At 66.4% G+C, this 17,606-nt stretch carries 15 protein-coding genes; 1 reads left to right on the top strand and 14 read right to left on the bottom strand.

Annotated features, from left to right (window positions below; translation table 11 throughout):
- Positions 1 to 106: 106 nt before the first annotated feature.
- Both ACEN8G_RS09090 and ACEN8G_RS09085 read right to left on the bottom strand, forming a co-directional pair.
- A complete protein-coding gene (locus tag ACEN8G_RS09090) occupies positions 107 to 970 on the bottom strand; it encodes a hypothetical protein (protein ID WP_413414665.1) in 864 nt (287 codons plus the stop codon).
- Between the two features lie 48 nt (positions 971 to 1,018).
- Positions 1,019 to 1,312, bottom strand: a complete 294-nt coding sequence (locus ACEN8G_RS09085; RefSeq protein WP_307119264.1) for an Hpt domain-containing protein — start codon at positions 1,310 to 1,312, stop codon at positions 1,019 to 1,021.
- 85 nt (positions 1,313 to 1,397) lie between these two features.
- Here ACEN8G_RS09085 and ACEN8G_RS09080 point away from each other — a divergent pair, with 85 nt between their 5' ends.
- A complete protein-coding gene (locus ACEN8G_RS09080) occupies positions 1,398 to 3,704 on the top strand; it encodes a hypothetical protein (protein ID WP_413414664.1) in 2,307 nt (768 codons plus the stop codon).
- 684 nt (positions 3,705 to 4,388) lie between these two features.
- On the opposite strand, the gene ACEN8G_RS09075 is transcribed toward ACEN8G_RS09080, so the two are convergent.
- The 12 genes from ACEN8G_RS09075 to nuoG all read right to left on the bottom strand — a co-directional run bounded on the left by ACEN8G_RS09075 (position 4,389) and on the right by nuoG (position 17,568).
- On the bottom strand, positions 4,389 to 4,673 hold the full coding sequence (locus ACEN8G_RS09075) for a DUF1467 family protein (protein ID WP_413414675.1): 285 nt from the start codon (positions 4,671 to 4,673) through the stop codon (positions 4,389 to 4,391).
- Positions 4,674 to 4,727: 54 nt separating this feature from the next.
- Complete coding sequence (locus ACEN8G_RS09070) at positions 4,728 to 6,365, bottom strand: ribonuclease J (protein WP_413414663.1); 1,638 nt, start codon at positions 6,363 to 6,365, stop codon at positions 4,728 to 4,730.
- 13 nt (positions 6,366 to 6,378) lie between these two features.
- Positions 6,379 to 7,152 (bottom strand): type III pantothenate kinase, encoded by a 774-nt coding sequence (locus tag ACEN8G_RS09065; protein WP_413414662.1) that lies wholly within the window; start codon positions 7,150 to 7,152, stop codon positions 6,379 to 6,381.
- A gap of 11 nt (positions 7,153 to 7,163) precedes the next feature.
- Complete coding sequence (locus tag ACEN8G_RS09060) at positions 7,164 to 7,814, bottom strand: biotin--[acetyl-CoA-carboxylase] ligase (protein ID WP_413414660.1); 651 nt, start codon at positions 7,812 to 7,814, stop codon at positions 7,164 to 7,166.
- Positions 7,815 to 7,861: 47 nt separating this feature from the next.
- Positions 7,862 to 9,310, bottom strand: a complete 1,449-nt coding sequence (nuoN, locus tag ACEN8G_RS09055; RefSeq protein WP_413414658.1) for an NADH-quinone oxidoreductase subunit NuoN — start codon at positions 9,308 to 9,310, stop codon at positions 7,862 to 7,864.
- Positions 9,310 to 10,884: an NADH-quinone oxidoreductase subunit M gene (locus ACEN8G_RS09050; RefSeq protein WP_413414657.1), complete on the bottom strand. Its 1,575-nt coding sequence runs from the start codon at positions 10,882 to 10,884 to the stop codon at positions 9,310 to 9,312. Before ACEN8G_RS09050 ends, nuoN begins: the two co-directional genes overlap by 1 nt.
- A complete protein-coding gene (gene nuoL, locus ACEN8G_RS09045) occupies positions 10,881 to 12,974 on the bottom strand; it encodes an NADH-quinone oxidoreductase subunit L (protein ID WP_413414656.1) in 2,094 nt (697 codons plus the stop codon). The genes ACEN8G_RS09050 and nuoL overlap by 4 nt, the downstream gene beginning before the upstream one ends.
- Positions 12,975 to 13,083: 109 nt before the next feature.
- Entirely contained in the window at positions 13,084 to 13,389 is a 306-nt protein-coding gene (nuoK, locus tag ACEN8G_RS09040) for an NADH-quinone oxidoreductase subunit NuoK (RefSeq protein WP_086129652.1), read from the bottom strand.
- Positions 13,386 to 13,997 carry an NADH-quinone oxidoreductase subunit J gene (locus ACEN8G_RS09035; RefSeq protein WP_307119275.1) on the bottom strand — a complete coding sequence of 204 codons (612 nt, stop codon included), beginning with the start codon at positions 13,995 to 13,997 and terminating at the stop codon, positions 13,386 to 13,388. Before ACEN8G_RS09035 ends, nuoK begins: the two co-directional genes overlap by 4 nt.
- Positions 13,998 to 14,030: 33 nt before the next feature.
- Positions 14,031 to 14,519 carry an NADH-quinone oxidoreductase subunit NuoI gene (gene nuoI, locus ACEN8G_RS09030; protein WP_307119276.1) on the bottom strand — a complete coding sequence of 163 codons (489 nt, stop codon included), beginning with the start codon at positions 14,517 to 14,519 and terminating at the stop codon, positions 14,031 to 14,033.
- Positions 14,516 to 15,571: an NADH-quinone oxidoreductase subunit NuoH gene (nuoH, locus tag ACEN8G_RS09025; protein WP_413414654.1), complete on the bottom strand. Its 1,056-nt coding sequence runs from the start codon at positions 15,569 to 15,571 to the stop codon at positions 14,516 to 14,518. Before nuoH ends, nuoI begins: the two co-directional genes overlap by 4 nt.
- Positions 15,568 to 17,568 (bottom strand): NADH-quinone oxidoreductase subunit NuoG, encoded by a 2,001-nt coding sequence (nuoG, locus tag ACEN8G_RS09020; protein ID WP_413414653.1) that lies wholly within the window; start codon positions 17,566 to 17,568, stop codon positions 15,568 to 15,570. Before nuoG ends, nuoH begins: the two co-directional genes overlap by 4 nt.
- Positions 17,569 to 17,606 lie beyond the last annotated feature (38 nt).

Here is a 17,606-nt window from a genome sequence, read left to right as displayed (position 1 = left end):
TGACGGAGGGGGAGGTCAGCGACCCACCATCGTCTCGCTCCCCCCTCCGTCATCCCCCGCTGACGCGGGGCCTGACACCTCCCCCTGGCGGGGGAGGATTGCGAAACTACCGCTGCTTCCCCGAAACCATGCCCCGCGAGATCCGCCAGGCCTGGTCCCCGCCCTGCTCGTACGGATTGCGCAGCTTGTAGAGCCCGGCGAGCAGCCCGATGTCCATGTCGGTGATCTCCGCAGGAGCCGGTGCCACGGCGGGATCGAACAGCGACAGGATCGAAGGCGCCGCGATCGATCCCTTCGCCGGCGGCCGCGCCCCCACCAGGGTGCGCATCACTACATAATCGGCGAGCTGGCGCACCGACTTGCCCAGCGCCACCTTGCGGTCCATCACCACCACGGCGTTGATCGTGATCGCCTGGGTGTCGCCCTCCATCACCGGCATGTTGTCCGGGTCCATGTCGGTGCTCGAATTGGTCACATTGCCCGCCTCGTCGCGCGTCACGACCAGGCGCCAGGCATGGATCGGCCCCGCCTTGAACGCGTCCGCCAGCGCCCCGTCGTCCAGATTGGCGAACACCGGATTGCGCCGCTTGCGCATCGTCGCGATCAGCGCATCGGCATTGTCGGCGAACACGATCATCAGGTTCGACTTGCACGGGTCCGGCGCGAGGCGGACCGAGGCGGCCCCGGCGACGATGCGGAACCGGTTCTCGATCGGCGCCTTGAACCGATCGGGCAGGCCGATCACCTCGGGACAGACCGGCTCGACGAAGCGCGCCAGCTGGCCATCGTCGACGTCCAGCACCTGGCGGATATAGCGCTGGGCGCGCTTGATCGGCTTGGGCTCCTGCCCGGTGACGACGATGCTGCCGTCCTGCACAGGCGCGGGCCTGGCGGCCTCCTGCGCATGCGCGCTCGCCGCGCCGAGCATGGAAACCAGAAAAAGCGAAGTCAGGCCAAGGCGCGTGCGCATGCGTGTTCGATCCCTTGTTGGATCGGGACTCCGCATGCGCCGGTTTCTTTAGAGCCGGTCGACTGCCCGATGGAGACGACGGAGTATCGCACCGTCATGCGCCTGTCCATTGGCGGCTTCATTGGCCAGCGCCATCAGCCGGACCGCGCCGAAGCTGGCGGAAAGGCCCTTCAGGCGCAGCGCCGCGGCGGCCCAGCCATCCGGATTGTCGGCGGACTTCATCGTCTCGATGCAGCGTTGCACGCTTTCAAGAAACGCCTCGCGCAGCTCGGCGATCAGCGCGGGTTCGTCACCCACCGCCGCCGCGAGCGTCGCATCGATTGCACCGGGATCGTACGCCATTCGCATAGCCTAATCCGCCCACCGTTAACGCCGCGTTTCCATACGTAAGTCGCGCAAATGTTGGAGCCACGGCGAAATGTGGTAAATGCACCATATGATTGGGGGAAAACCTGCCGAGCCGCTGGCCGCGAATGAAGACGCGGAAGAGCTGGCCCTGTCCGAAACCACCGCCCCCGTGGCGGTGGAGCCACTGGCTTATGACGAGGTCGAGGACACGGAGGAAGCGCCGCGCCGCAGCGCCGGCTGGATCCTCCCTGCCCTTGCCATCCTCGCCGTGCTGGGCTGGTTCGGCGCAATGGGCTGGCTGCTGCGCGCCAGCTTCGGCGCGGCGATCGAGCCGATCCGGCTGGTCGAGCTGATCGCCGCGCTCTGCGTCCCGCCCGCGCTGATCGGCATCCTCTGTCTCCTCGCACTCCGCACGAGCCGCGCCGAGGCGCAGCGCTTCGGCGCCACTGCCCGGGCGATGCGCGCCGAGGCGGCGAGCCTGGAGCGGGTCGTCGCCACGCTCTCGCGCAAGATCGAGGAGAATCGCGCCTCGCTCGCCGAGCAGACCAATATCCTGATCGCGATGGGCGAGCGCGCCTCGGAGCGGCTCGAAAGCGCCTCGAACAGCGCCGCCCAGCACGCCCGCTCGATCGACGCCAGCACCCGCCATTTCAGCGAAGCCACAGCCGATGCCGAGCACCGCGTATCGGTCGTCCTCTCCTCGCTGCCCAAGGCGCATGAGGAGATGCGTGGCCTGTCCGACCGGGTCGATGCCGCCGGCCTGCTCGCCAGCGAGCGCGCCGCCGCGCTCGACACTCAGCTTTCCGCGCTTTCCGAGCGTGGGCGCGAAGCCGATCAGATCGCCGGCGGCGCTGCCGACCGTCTAGCCGCGCACATCGCCCGGATGGAGGCGACCAGCGAGACCGCCAGCGCCCGGCTCGAGCAGGTCACCGGCGAGATGTCGACCGAAGTCGATGCCGTGCTCGACCGCGCCGCCCATGCCGTGGACGAGGCACGCAAGGGCATCACCACCCAGGGCGAGGCGATCCTCGCCATGCTCTCCGCCAACCAGGCTGCGCTCGATCGCGCCGGGCGTGACAGCATCGAGGCGATGGGCACCCGCATGGCCGCGATCGAGGAAGCGATCGGCCGCATCGGCAGCCGCATCGCCGAGGAGCAGGGCCGCGGCGACGCGCTGTTCGAAGGGCTGGCGACCGGCGTCGATCGGCTCGACCGCGCGATGGACGACCTCCATGTCGCCGGCACCGAGCGCACCCGCAACCTCGCCGCCTCAATGAGCGCGCTGCACGGCTCGGTCGAGGCGATGACGATCGCCCTCACCGTCGGCGACGAGACCGCGCAGAAGGTGATCGGCACCTCCGAGGATCTGCTCACCGCGCTCGATGCCTCGGCCCGCGAGATCGACGAGACCCTGCCCGAGGCGCTGGCCCGGCTCGACGCGCGGATCAACGCGAGCCGCCAGGTCGTCGCAGCCTCCAAGCCCGAGCTGCTCGCCTTGGTCACTGCCGCCGAGAGCACCCACGACGCGATCGAGGCGATCGCCGACGTGGTCGGCCAGCAGCGCGACACGCTCGCCAAGACCCAGGCCTCGCTGCTCGAGACGCTGGCGACCGGCGGCGAGCAGGCCCAGCAGCTCGGCGCGATCGTCGACGAGACCATCGCCACCACCCGCCGCTTCGCCGAGAGCGCCGCGCCGCAGCTGGTCGAGGCGCTGCTCAGCGTCCGTGAGACTTCCAGCGCAGCCGCCAACCATGCCCGCGAGACGCTGGCCGGCATCGTGCCGCATGCCGAGCGGGCGATCGAGGAGGCCGCCGGCGACGCGCTGCGCCGCGCGGTCGACGCTTCGATCCGCCGCCAGCTCACCGATCTCGCCGAGACGACCGAGGCCGCAGTCAACGCCGCGACCCGCGCCTCCGAGCGGCTCACCCAGCAGATGGTCTCGCTCGCCGACACCACTGCCCAGGTCGAAGCCCGCATCGCCGAGGGCCGCAAGGAGCGCGAGGAGTCGGACAGCGACAATTTCGCGCGCCGGGTCTCGCTGCTGATCGAAGCGCTCAACTCGGCCTCGATCGACATCACCAAGGCCTTTTCGGCGGACGTGACCGACAGCGCCTGGGCCGCCTATCTCAAGGGCGACCGCGGCGTCTTCACCCGCCGCGCGGTACGCCTGCTCGATCCCTCGGACACGCGCGAGATCCACCGTCTCTACGAAAACGACGACGATTTCCGCGACAATGTGAACCGCTACATCCACGATTTCGAGGCGATGCTGCGGCAGATCCTGGCCCTGCGCGACGGCTCGCCGATGGGCGTGACGCTGCTCTCCTCGGACATGGGCAAGCTCTACGTCGCCCTCGCCCAGGCAATCGAACGTCTGCGGACCTAGGTTTCCCGTGCTGGCGCTCGACGATCCCCGCTGGGGAAGCCTTCAGCACGCCTATGGCGCTGCCGGCGACATCCCCGCGCTGCTGCGCGAACTCGCTGCAGCGCCGGAGCCGCAGGAGGATCCGGAAGCCGAGCCCTGGTGGGTCCGCTGGGCTACAGCTTCCTGCTGCTGCCCACCGCGATCGAAGTAGCCCGCGAGACCGGGCGCGGCCCCGAGCTTCCGACGGCGTTCGCCGATGCGCTGATGAACCTCGACGAATATTGGGATCGACCGGATCACCTACGGCGAGGCCGAGTAGGCCATCAAGCTCCCCTCCCTGGAAGGGAGGGGCCGGGAGTGGGTTGCGTCCAGGCCTTACGGAAGCCGCGAGATGCTCGGGAGCAATATCGCGTACATCCACCCACCCCTAACCCCTCCCTTCCAGGGAGGGGAGCGGACGGTTTGGGCGCCGACACCTTGCAAAATAGGATTTCGCCTGTTTCCCTCCCGCGGTCCGGCGCCTGCCCGGCCGCTCTTTGACCCGTAGGAAAAATAGGACTTCATCGGCGCAACGATATTGCGCGGCATCGATGCCCCGAACCACCCTGTGCACGATGCTTGCAATCTTGCCGCCGCGAAAACCCGGCTTTGGCGTGTACTTCGTGTACTTTGCCGAGTCGGGCCGACACCCCCGCGTAGGAAGCGCTACGCAGCGTTCCCCGGCTGCACCTGCGACCACCAGTCGAGCATGTCGCTGGTCACCCAGCCATTGACGTAGTTGAGGTAGAAGAGCGCGAACAGGATCGTCGCCACGATGGTCGTGCACCTGGCGATCCGCCCGGCGTTGAACTCGTGCGGGGCGCTCGGCGCCTGGCCCGGCACCAGCGCCACCCCCGCCTCCTCGCTCGTCCGCACGCCGAACGGCAGGACGAGGAACACCGAGAAGGCCCAGAACAGGAAATAGATGGCGAGCGCGGACTTCCAGGGCATCGTGCGGTGATAGCAGATCGTCATCCCGGCGAAAGCCGGGATGACGACTATCGGCTATTGCTCGATGATCAGCACGTCCACCACGGGCTTCTTGCCCGTGTAGCGCACCGCGGCGCGGCGCACCGCCAGGCGGACCGACTCGCGCAGCCGCTCGATATCGCCCTTGCCGTCCTTCTTCACGGCTTCGCGCGCGGCCTCGGACGCCTCGGCGATGAAGTCCTCGCGGTCTTCCTCGACGGGAATGCCCTGCAGGCGGATCTGCGGCTCGCCGGCGAGCTTGCCATTGCGGATCACCACCGCCGCGCTGATCTGGCCGTAGAGCGCCACGCGCCGCCGCTCGGTGATCGTCGTGCCGTCGGCCGGCAGGATGATGTCGCCGTCGAGCACGAGCCGCCCCACCGGCGCCTCGCCGATCTTGGACGGGCCGTCGGGCGCCAGGCGGATGATGTCGCCATTCACCTGGCGGATCGCCCTCGGCACGCCCTGCTCGAGCGCGAAGCGGGCCTGCTCGTACATGTGGCGGACCTCGCCGTGCACCGGCACGACGACCTCGGGCCGGATCCACTTGTACATCTCGGCCAGCTCGGGGCGGCCCGGATGGCCGGAGACATGGATGAAGGCCTGGCGGTCGGTGATCAGCTCGACGCCCTTGGCGGCCAGCGTGTTCATGATCCGCCCGATCGCGATCTCGTTGCCGGGGATCTGGCGCGAGGAGAATACCACCGTATCGCCTTCATGCACCTTGAGGACATGGCTGCCCTCGGCGATGCGGTTGAGCGCGGCGCGCGGCTCGCCCTGGCCGCCGGTGGCGACGATCAGCACCTTGTTCGCCGGCAGCGCCATCGCCGCCTCGAAGTCCACCGTCTCGGGGAAGTCGCGCAGATAGCCGGTCTGCTTGGCGACGCGGATGATCCGGTCGAGCGAGCGCCCGGCGACGCACAGCTCGCGCCCGGTGTCGCGGGCGACCTCGCCCAGCGTCTGCAGGCGGGCGGCGTTGGACGCGAAGGTAGTGACCAGCACCCGGCCTTTGGCAGCGCCGATGACCTGGTCGAGCCCCTCACGGACCGCCGCCTCAGATCCCGAGGCCTCGGGATTGAAGACATTGGTCGAGTCGCAGACCAAGGCGAGCACGCCCTTGTCGCCGATCGCGGTCAGCTCCTCGGCGGTCGAGGCACCGCCCAGCGCCGGGGCGTCGTCCAGCTTCCAGTCGCCGGTGTGGAACACGCTGCCATAGGGCGTCTCGATCAGCACCGCATTGCCCTCGGGGATCGAATGGGCGAGCGGCGTATAGGTGATCCGGAACGGCCCGAGGTTGAACGGCCCCTCCTCGTCGACGACGTTGAGCTCGACCTTCTCCTCAAGGCCCTCTTCCTCGAGCTTGCCGCGGATCAGGCCGGCGGTGAACGGGGTGGCATAGAGCGGCACGTCCAGTTCGCCCGCCAGATAGGGCAGCGCGCCGATATGGTCTTCATGGCCATGCGTCAGCACGATACCGAGCAGGTCGTCGAGCCGCTCCTCGATGAACTGCAGGTCGGGCAGGATCACGTCGATGCCCGGATATTCCGGGGTGCCGAAGGTGATGCCGCAATCGACCATCAGCCACTTGCCCTGGCAGCCATAGAGATTGACGTTCATGCCGATCTCGCCCGAGCCGCCGAGCGCGAGGAACAGGAGTTCTTTTTCAGGGGTCACTTGGTTTCCTCGGTCAACGGCTGCGTTCCCACAGCATCGCCAACCCTTGAATGGTCAGATCGGGTTCGATCACGTCGAATATGGGGGTGCGCTTCTCGAAAAGCACGGCCAGGCCACCGGTGGCGATCACTTTGACGGGGCGACCGATCTCCGCCTTCATCCGCGCGACCAGCCCTTCGATCATCGCGACATAGCCCCAGTAGATGCCGATGTGCATCTGGTCGACGGTGTTGCGGCCCACCACGCTGGTCGTGGCCGGCGCGGTGATCGCGATGCGCGGCAGCTTCGCGGCGGCAGTCACCAGCGCATCGAGGGAAAGGTTGATGCCCGGGGCGATGATCCCGCCCTTGTAGGCACCGCGATAGTCGACCACCTCGAAGGTGGTGGCGGTGCCGAAGTCGATGATGATCAGGTCGCCGGGATGACGGGCATGGCCGGCGATCATGTTGAGCGCCCGGTCGGCGCCCAGCCCCTGCGGCTCCTCGACATCGAGCGGGAAGCCCCATTCGGCCTTGCCCTGCCCGGCGATCACCGCCTCGGTCTTGAAGTATTTGCTGGCGAGCACCTGAAGATTGTGCAGCGCGCGGGGCACCACCGTACCGATGATCACGCCGGTCACATCGGCGCGGTCATAGCCCTCCAGATTGAGCAGCTGGCTCAGCCACACCGCATATTCGTCGGCGGTGCGCCGCGGATCGGTGGCGATCCGCCAGCGGGCGCGGACTTCGCCGCCTTCCAGCAGGGCGAAGACGACATTGGTGTTGCCGGCATCGATGGCGAGCAGCATTTCCGGGCCTCTCAGAGCAGGAACACGTCTGCGGCGTGAATGACACGGCTGGTGCCGTCGGCCAAGCGCAGGATGAGCGCGCCTTCGCTGTCGAGCCCGCCGAACAGCCCCTCGATGCTCGATCCGTCGGCCAGACGAGCCGTGAGTGCAGTCCCGATCGGATGCGCCCGGGCCAGCCAGCGCTCACGCACCGGCGCGATGCCATCCCGCCAGCGCGACACCCAGCGGGCGAAGCTCTCGGCAAGCGTCTCGGCGAAGATCTGGGGATCGGGCGCCGGGCCATGCGCGGCGAAGCTGGTGGCGAGGCGATCGAGGTCCTCGGGATGTTCCGCCAGGTTCACCCCGAAGCCGAGGATCACCGCTTCTCCCACCCGCTCGAGCAGGATGCCGGAGAGCTTGGCACCGTTCACCAGCAGGTCGTTGGGCCATTTGAGCATCGGCGCGACACCGAAGACCCGCGCCGTCTCGTCCAGCGCGACTGCGGCGACCAGCGCGAGCGTAGCCGGGCTCGGCTCCCCTGCCCGCGTCCGCACCAGCGTCGAGACATAGAGATTGCCGAGCGGCGACTGCCAGGCACGGCCCTGACGGCCCTTGCCCGCGGTCTGCCGCTCGGCTCTCAGCCACAGGCCCTCGCCCGCCCCGTTCCGGGCGAGCTCGGCCATGTCGGCATTGGTCGATCCCGTCTCGGCGACGGTCCGAACGGTCGCGGTCAGAACAGCGCCTTCGCGGCTGCGCCGGTCCAGACTTCGAGGAAGCCCAGCAGCGGCCAGCCCAGCGGCGAGATCACCACCGCGGAGATCACCAGCAGCAGGCCCTCGACGGGATCCGTGCGGCCGCCAAAAGCGGGCGCCGGCTCGTCGAAATACATCACCTTGACGATCTTGAGGTAGTAGTATGCGCCGATCGTCGAGGCAGCGGCAGCCACCGCGGCGAAGACGAACAAGCCCGCATGGACCGCGGCCAGGAACACCTGCAGCTTCGAGAAGAAGCCGAGCAGCGGCGGGATGCCGGCGAGGCTGAACATGAAGATCGCCATCGCCACCGCGAGACCCGGGCGGGTGCGCGACATGCCCGACAGGCTCGAGATGGTCTCGACCGGACGGCCCTCCGCATCGCGCATCTGCAGCACGACGAGGAAGCTGCCCAACGTCATCACCACGTAGATGGCGACATAATAGAGCACGCTCGACACGCCTGCTTCACCGCCAGCGGCGAGGCCGACCAGCGCGAAGCCGACATTGGCGATCGAGGAGTAGGCAAGCAGTCGCTTGATGTTGTCCTGCCGGATCGCGGCGACCGAGCCGAAGATGATCGAGGCCAGCGAGGCGAAGATCACGATCTGGCGCCAGTCGGCGATCGCCGGGCCCATCGCGTCGATCGCGACGCGGGTGGCGAGCGCAATCGCGGCGACCTTGGGGGCCGAGGCGAAGAACGCCGTCACCGGGGTCGGCGCGCCTTCGTACACGTCGGGCGTCCACATGTGGAACGGCACGGCCGACATCTTGAACGCCAGGCCCGAGAAGACGAACACCAGGCCGAACAGCAGCCCGGTCTTCTGCTCGCCCGAGGCATAGGCGTCGGCGATGCCCGAGAAGAGCGTCGTGCCCGAGAAGCCGTAAACCAGCGAGATGCCGTAGAGCAGGATGCCCGAGGCCAGCGCGCCAAGGACGAAATACTTCAGGCCCGCTTCCGCCGAACGCGTGTCGCGGCGCATGAAGCTCGCCAGGATATAGGCCGAGAGGCTCTGCAGCTCGAGGCCGACGTATAGCGACATCAGGTCACCCGCCGAGACCATCATGCCCATGCCGGCTGCAGAGAGCAGGATCAGCACGGGATATTCAGGCCGCAGGTCGTCGCCCGAGGTTTCCGCGAAGAAACGCGGCGCGATCAGGATCGAGACGCCGGCAGCGAGGAAGATCAGCGCCTTGGCGAAGGCAGCAAACATGTCCGGACGGTAGAGGCCGCCAAAGGCCTCGCCACCCGCCGACGCCGGGCCGGCCAGCGAGATGCCGGCGCCGATCAGCACGGCGATGGCGGTCCAACTGACCAACCTGGTCGACTGGGCACCGCCCCAGGCGGCGACGAGCATGAGGAGGATGGCGCCCACAGCGAGCACCAGCTCGGGCAGCGCCATCATCAATTGGAGCGAATAATTCATCAGTGCGCCTCCCCGTGCGCAGCAGGGGCAGCGGCGTGAGTCTCGCCATGATGGGCGGCAGGCGCAGGCTTGCCGATAGTCGGCAGCGAGTCACCGGCGGGGGCGGCACGCTCGAGGCGAGCAACCAGCTTCTCCACGTCACCGCGCATCGGCTTCATGAAGCTCTCCGGATAGACGCCCATCCAGAGGGTCACGGCAGCCAGGGCACCGAGCATGAGGAACTCACGCGCGTCGAGGTCCGGCATCGCCTTCACATCGTCCTTGGTCAGGTCGCCAAAGGCCACGCGGCGATACAGGTACAGCATGTATGCCGCGCCCAGGATGATGCCGGTGGTGCCGAGCAACGCGTAGAGCGTCGAGACCTGGTACAGGCCGGCAAGGCTCAGGAACTCGCCGATGAAGTTGCTGGTGCCCGGCAGGCCGACAGAGGCCATGGTGAACAGCAGGAACAGCACGGCATAGCGCGGCATGTTGATCGCCAGGCCGCCATAGCGGTCGATCTCGCGGGTGTGCAGGCGATCATAGATCACGCCGACGCACAGGAAGAGTGCGCCCGAGACCACGCCGTGGCCCAGCATCACCATCATCGCACCCTCGATACCCTGCGCATTGAACGCGAACAGGCCGAAAGTGACGATCGCCATGTGCGCGACCGACGAATAGGCGATCAGCTTCTTCATGTCGCTCTGCACCAGCGCGACGAGCGAGGTGTAGACTACCGCGACGGCCGAGAGCGCGAACACCAGCCACAGGAACTGCGCCGAGGCTTCCGGGAACATCGGCAGCGAGAAGCGCAGGAAGCCGTAGCCGCCGAGCTTCAGCAGCACGCCCGCCAGGATCACCGAACCGGCGGTCGGTGCCTGCACGTGCGCGTCGGGAAGCCAGGTGTGGACCGGCCACATCGGCATCTTCACTGCGAACGAGGCGAAGAAGGCCAGCCATAGCCATGTCTGCACATGCGCCGGGAAGTCATGCTGCATCAGCGCCGGGATCGACGTCGTGCCGGTGGTCAGGATCATGTAGATGATCGCGATCAGCATCAGCAGCGAGCCGAGCAGCGTGTACAGGAAGAACTTGTACGACGCGTAGATGCGGTTGGCGCCACCCCAGATGCCGATGATCAGGAACATCGGGATCAGGCCGCCTTCGAAGAAGACGTAGAACAGCATCAGGTCCTGCGCCGCAAACGTGCCGATCATCAGCACTTCGGTGGCGAGGAACGCAGCCATATACTCCGGCACGCGCTTCTCGATCGAGAGCCAACTCGCCCCGATGCAGATCGGCATCAGGAATACCGACAGTGCGATCAGCAGCAGCGCGAAGCCGTCGATGCCGAGCGCCCAGGCGAACTCGGCGCCGCCGATGCCGAACAGGCGGACATGCTCGACGAACTGCCACTGGGCAGCGCCGTCGCCGGTCTGGAAGTTGGCCCAGAGCAGGATGCCGAGCGCAAGGTCGACGAAGGTGGCGGCGAGCGCCAGCCAGCGCGCGCCCTGCGCGTTGAGGAACAGGCAGGCGACCGCGGCAATCGCGGGCACCGCCAGCATGACGGTGAGGATCGGGAAGCCGCTCATCGCGCGATCACCCAGGTCAGCGCGGCAGTGAGGCCGATCAGCATGATGAAGGCATAGGCGTAGACATATCCGGATTGCAGCTTGGCAGTGACGCCACCGCCGAGCTGGACGACCTTGGCGACCCCATTCGGGCCGAACCGGTCGATCGTGGCTTCGTCACCCTGCTTCCAGAACAGGCGGCCGATCGCGAAGGCGGGGCGCACGAACAGGAAGTTGTAGAGCTCGTCGAAATACCACTTGTTGAGCGAGAAGAGGTACAGCGGGCGGAACGCCTCGGCGAACTTCGCGGGGAAGCTCGGCGACACGATATACGCGCCATACGCAATGGCCAGGCCGCTCAGCATCGCGATCGTCGCGCTGAGCTTCACCCACACCGGCACCTCGTGCATCGCGTGCATCAGATGCTCGTTGAAGGCGACCGCGCCGTGCCAATAGCTCTCGCCGGCGCTCGGCTCGATGAAGAAGCCGTGGAAGACGAAACCGGCGAAGATCGCGCCCAGCGTGAGGACGATCAGCGGGATCAGCATCACGATCGGGCTTTCGTGCGGGTGATAGCCCGCCGTGCCCTCATGGCCATGATCGTGCAGAATTTCGTCGGCGGTCGGCGCATGGCCGGCACCTTCATCCTCAGCAGCTTCATGACCGTGTGCATGATCGTCATGGCCGTGGCCATGGTGATCGTGCACGGCATGCTGGATGTGCTCGGAACCCGCCCAGCGCGGCTTGCCGTGGAAGGTCAGGAACACCAGGCGCCAGCTGTAGAAGCTGGTGAGCAGCGCGACGAACACGCCGACCCAGAAGGCGCTGGTCTGGCCTGCGGCATAGCTCGCCTCGATGATCGCGTCCTTCGAGTGGAAGCCGGCGAAGCCGAAGGGGGTGTTGCCGAAGATGCCGGGGATGCCCACGCCGGTGATGGCGAGCGTGCCGAACATCATCGTCCAGTAGGTGACCGGGATCTTCTTCCACAGGCCGCCATAGTAACGCATGTCCTGCTCGTGGTGCATCGCATGGATCACCGAGCCGGCACCCAGGAACAGCAGCGCCTTGAAGAAGGCGTGCGTGAACAAGTGGAACATCGCCGCGCCGTACGCGCCGACGCCGGCGGCAAAGAACATGTAGCCGAGCTGCGAGCAGGTCGAATAGGCGATGACGCGCTTGATGTCGGTCTGCGTCGTGCCGACGGTCGCGGCGAAGAAGCAGGTCGCGGCGCCGACAAAGGTCACCACGCCGAGCGCGACGGCGCTCTGCTCGAACATCGGCGACATGCGGCAGACCATGAACACGCCTGCGGTCACCATGGTCGCGGCGTGGATCAGCGCCGACACCGGGGTCGGGCCTTCCATCGCGTCCGGAAGCCAGGTGTGCAGGCCGAGCTGCGCCGACTTGCCCATCGCGCCGACGAACAGCAGCAGGCAGAGCACCGTCATCGTGTCGAAGCGGGCGCCGAGGAAGCCGATGGTCGAACCATGCATGTTCGGCGCGGCGGCGAGGATCGTCGGGATGTCGATCGTGCCGAACACCAGGAAGGTGCCGAAGATGCCGAGCATGAAGCCCAAGTCACCAACACGATTGACCACGAAGGCCTTGATCGCGGCGGCGTTGGCCGAGGGCTTGCGGAACCAGAAGCCGATCAGGAGGTAGGATGCGAGGCCCACGCCTTCCCAGCCGAAGAACATCTGGACCAGGTTGTTGGCCGTCACGAGCATCAGCATCGCGAAGGTGAAGAGCGAGAGGTACGCGAAGAAGCGCGGCTGATCCGGCTCCTCCGACATATAGCCCCAGCTATAGAGATGGACGAGGAAGGAGACGCTGGTCACCACCACGAGCATCACTGCGGTCAGGCTGTCGACGCGCAGCGCCCAGTCGACCTGCATCGAGCCGCTCAGCATCCAGGTGAACACCGGCGAGATCGTCGGCTCGGCATGGCCGCCGAGATATTGGAGGAAGATCGGCCACGACAGGGCGCACGCCGCGAACAGCGAAACCGTGGTGACGAGCTTCGGGAAGGTGCTGCCGAACGCCTTGTTGGAAAGGCCGGCAACGGCTGCCGCGAGTAGCGGCAGGAACACGATGAAATAGATCGGCGACATCAGATGAACCTCGTCACCCCGGCGAAAGCCGGGGTCTCAGGCGAGAGCGCGGGACAGGAGCCGCACGAGATCCCGGCTTTCGCCGGGATGACGGAATTGGGCACGCGCATCATCCCTTCATCCGATTGACGTCTTCGACCGAGATCGTGCCGCGGCCGCGGAAGTAGATTACGAGGATTGCGAGACCGATCGCCGCTTCGCCAGCGGCAACGGTGAGCACGAACATCGCGAAGACCTGGCCAACCAGGTCACCCAGCGCATTCGAGAACGCAACGAGGTTCAGGTTCACGGACAGCAGGATCAGCTCGATCGCCATCAGGATGACGATGAGGTTCTTGCGGTTCATGAAGATGCCGAGCACGCCGAGCGTGAACAGGATCGCGCTGACGACGAGATAGTGCGTAAGGGTGATCACAGCTCTACCCCCTGCCCCACGGGATGGTTCACGTTGCGGGTCGCGTCCTTGGCGCGGCGTTGGACCTGGCGGCTGATCTTCTGCGGCTTGACGTCGGTGCGCGGACGCAGCGTCAGCACGATCGCGCCGATCATCGCGACGAGCAACACCAGGCCGGCGCCCTCGAACACGAACAGGTAGCGGGAATAGAGAAGCTGGCCGATCGCCTCGATGTTGTTCACCTTGGCGTCGATCGGCGCGATGCGGCGGCCGAGCTGCAGTGTCCCGGCGCTATAGGCGCCCACCGCGATCAGGATCTCGGCGACCAGCGCAACAGCAAGCGCGAAGCCCACCGCGGCGTACTTCATCACGCCGGCGCGCAGCTCTGCGAAGTCGATGTTGAGCATCATGACCACGAACAGGAACAGCACGGCGACGGCGCCGACATAGACGATGACGAGCAGCATCGCGATGAACTCGGCATTGGCGAGCACCATCAGACCCGCGGCGTTGAAGAACGCCAGGATGAGCCACAGGACGGAATGGACCGGGTTGCGGGACAGGATGGTGAAGGCGCCGGAGACGCACACCACTGCCGCAAACAGGTAAAAGGCGAGAAGCTGGATCACGGAATCGGATGGCCCCTGTAGATTGGCGTGCGCTTAACGGTACGGTGCATCGGCGGCAAGGTTCGCGGCGATCGCGCGCTCCCAGCGGTCACCGTTCGCGAGCAGCTTCTCCTTCTGGTAGATCAGCTCCTCACGGGTCTCGGTGGCGAACTCGAAGTTCGGGCCCTCGACGATGGCGTCCACGGGGCAAGCCTCCTGGCAAAGCCCGCAATAGATGCACTTGGTCATGTCGATGTCGTAGCGCGTGGTGCGGCGGCTGCCGTCCTCGCGCGGTTCGGCCTCGATCGTGATTGCCAGCGCCGGGCACACCGCCTCGCACAACTTGCACGCGATGCAGCGCTCTTCGCCGTTCGGATAACGGCGCAGCGCGTGCTCGCCGCGGAAGCGGGGCGAGATCGGGTTTTTCTCATAGGGATAGTTGATCGTCGCCTTGGGCTTGAAGAAATACTTCAAGGTCAGCGCGTGCGCCTTGACGAACTCCCACAGAGTCCAGGTCTTGATGAAATGGGCGACGGTGCTCATGCGGGCACTCCAACCCGGGTCAGCATGAGGTACCCGGAAACGAGGAAGACGAAGAGAAGCGACAGCGGGAGGAAGATCTTCCAGCCCAGGCGCATCAGCTGGTCGTAGCGGTACCTGGGCACCGTGGCCTTCACCCAGCTGAAGCAGAAGAAGAAGAAGCACATCTTGGCGAGCAGCCAGATGATGCCCGGCACGTAATAGAGCGGCGCCCAGTCGATCGGCGGCAGGTAGCCGCCCCAGAACAGAGTCGCGTTCAGCGCGCACATCAGGATGACGTTGGCGTACTCGCCGAGCCAGTAGAGCGCGAAGGCCATCGACGAATATTCGGTCTGGTAGCCCGCGACGAGCTCGCTCTCGGCCTCGGTGAGGTCGAACGGCGCGCGCTGCGTCTCGGCCAGCGACGAGATGAAGAACACGATCGCCATCGGGAACAGCAGCGGGTTGGCGAAATAGCCGTTCACCAAGCCGAAGATCGCCGAGCCCTTCTGCGCTTCGACGATCTCGCCCAGGTTGAAGGTGCCGGCCCACAGCACGACCGAGATCAGCACGAAGCCGATCGAGACTTCATAGCTCACCATCTGCGCGGCAGCGCGGATCGCCGAGTAGAACGGATATTTCGAGTTCGAGGCCCAGCCCGCCAGGATGATACCGTAGACGCCGAGCGACGAGGCGGCGAGCACGTAGAGCAGGCCGACATTGATGTGCGACAGCGCGACGTTCGCCTGGAACGGCACAACCGCCCACACGATCAGCGCCACCGTGAAGGTGATGATCGGCGCGAGCAGGAAGAGCGTCTTGTTGGCGCCCGACGGGATGATGGTTTCCTGCAGGAAGACCTTCAGGCCGTCCGCGAACGACTGGAGCAGGCCGAGCGGGCCGACCACGTTCGGGCCGCGGCGCAGCGCCATCGCCGCCCAGATCTTGCGGTCGACATAGATGATCATTGCCACCGCCAGCATCAGCGGCAGCGAGATCAGCAGGATGCCGGCGATCGTGGCCACGAACCACGCCCATTCGAAGGGCAGGCCGAGCCATTGGAAAAACGGGGTCATTCTGCGGCCTCTGCGAAGTCTTCGCCGTGGATCAGTTCGGCCGAGCAGCGCTGCATCGTCGGCGACGCACGGCAGATGGCGTTGGTGAGATAGAAGTCGGCGATCGGATAGCCGAGCGCTCCGCTGGCCTTGGCGGCCAGCTTGGGCGGCGAGAACTCGTAGCCGGCCAGGCCTTCACGGCCCAGCGCCGGCACTTCGTTCGCCATCTCGGCGCGCAGCTGCTCGAAACTGTCGAACGGCAGCGTGTGGCCGAGCCGGTCGGAAAGCGCGCGCAGGATCGTCCAGTCCTCGCGGGCGTCGCCGGGGGCGAACACCGCGCGGTCGGCACGCTGCACGCGGCCTTCCAGGTTCACATAGGTACCCGGCTTCTCGGCATAGGTCGCGCCCGGCAGGATGACGTCGGCATGGTGCGCGCCGTTATCGCCGTGATGGCCGACATAGACCTTGAAGCTGTCCTTGAAGCTCTCGAAGTTCACTTCGTCGGCACCGAGGAAGAAGGTCAGCTTCGGCGCAGCGGCGACGATGTCGGCGATGCCGCCCTTCTGGGCATAGCCGAGCATCAGTCCGCCCATGCGCGCGGCGGCGGTGTGGACGACATTGAAGCCGTTCCAGCCATCCCGCTGGAAGGCCGAGGCCATGGCGAGCGTTGCGCCCTGCCCTTCCTTGAGCGCGCCCGGGCCGACGATCAGCACCGGCTTCTTCGCCGCGTCGAGCGCCTCGGCCGCACGATCCGGCAGCTTGCCGAGGATCGACAGGTCGTTGCCCAGCCACTCGACCTTGTAGGTCAGGTCGGTCTCGGGGCCGATCGCGAAGACCTTGGCGCCCTTCTTGATCGCCTTGCGCACGCGGGTGTTGATCAGCGGCGCTTCGAAGCGGAGATTCGAACCGACGAGGAGGATCGCGTCCGCATCCTCAATTCCGGCGATGGTGGTGTTGAATGCCACCGAGCCGAGGTTCGACACGTCATAGGCCAGGCCGGTCTGGCGGCCTTCGAGCAGGTCCGAGCCAAGTGCCTTCACCAGCGCCTTGGCGGCGTACATCGTCTCGCAATCGACCAGGTCGCCGGCAATCGCCGCGACGCTCGAGCCGGCGGCCTTGGCCGCGCCCGCAATCGCGTCGAACGCCTCGTCCCAGCTCGCTTCGACCAGCTTGCCGTCCTTGCGGACATAAGGCTTGTCGAGACGGCGGCGGACCAGCGCGTCGACATGATAGCGGGTCTTGTCGTGCGCCCACTCTTCGTTGACGTCCTCGTTGATCCGCGGAAGCACGCGCATCACCTGGCGGCCACGGCTGTCGAGGCGGATGTTGGTGCCGACCGCGTCCATCACGTCGATCGACAGATTCTTCTTCAGCTCCCACGAGCGGTACTCGAAGGCGACCGGCTTGTGGGTCAGCGCGCCCACCGGGCAAAGGTCGACGGCGTTGCCCGAAAGCTCGCTCTTGAACGCCTTTTCCAGATAGGTGGTGATCTGCATGTTCTCGCCGCGATAGATCGCGCCGATATCCTCCACGCCGGCCACTTCCTCGCCGAAGCGGACGCAGCGGGTGCACTGGATGCAGCGGGTCATGATCGTCTTGATGATCGGACCCATGTACTTCTCGGTCACCGCGCGCTTGTTCTCGGTGTAGCGCGAGTGGCCGCGGCCATAAGCGACCGACTGGTCCTGCAGGTCGCACTCGCCGCCCTGATCGCAGATCGGGCAGTCGAGCGGGTGGTTGATCAGCAGGAATTCCATCACGCCTTCGCGCGCGGCCTTCACCATCGGCGAGTCCGTGCGGATTTCCTGGTTGTCGGCGGCGGGCAGCGCGCACGAAGCCTGGGGCTTGGGCGGCCCGGGCTTCACCTCGACGAGGCACATGCGGCAATTGCCGGCGATCGAAAGGCGCTCGTGATAGCAGAAGCGCGGAATTTCCTTGCCCGCGGCTTCGCAGGCCTGGAGCACGGTGGCACCCGCGGGCACCTCCACTTCAATTCCGTCGACAGTTAGCTTCGGCATTCTACTTCTTTCCCTGCACGACAGGACCGCGCATCTTG

The sequence above is a fragment of the Sphingomonas sp. Sphisp66 genome (assembly GCF_047324325.1).
In the GTDB taxonomy this organism is placed as follows: Bacteria; Pseudomonadota; Alphaproteobacteria; order Sphingomonadales; family Sphingomonadaceae; genus Sphingomonas.
Note: the sequence above shows the minus strand (reverse complement) of the source record. Positions and strands in the feature narration are given on the sequence as shown.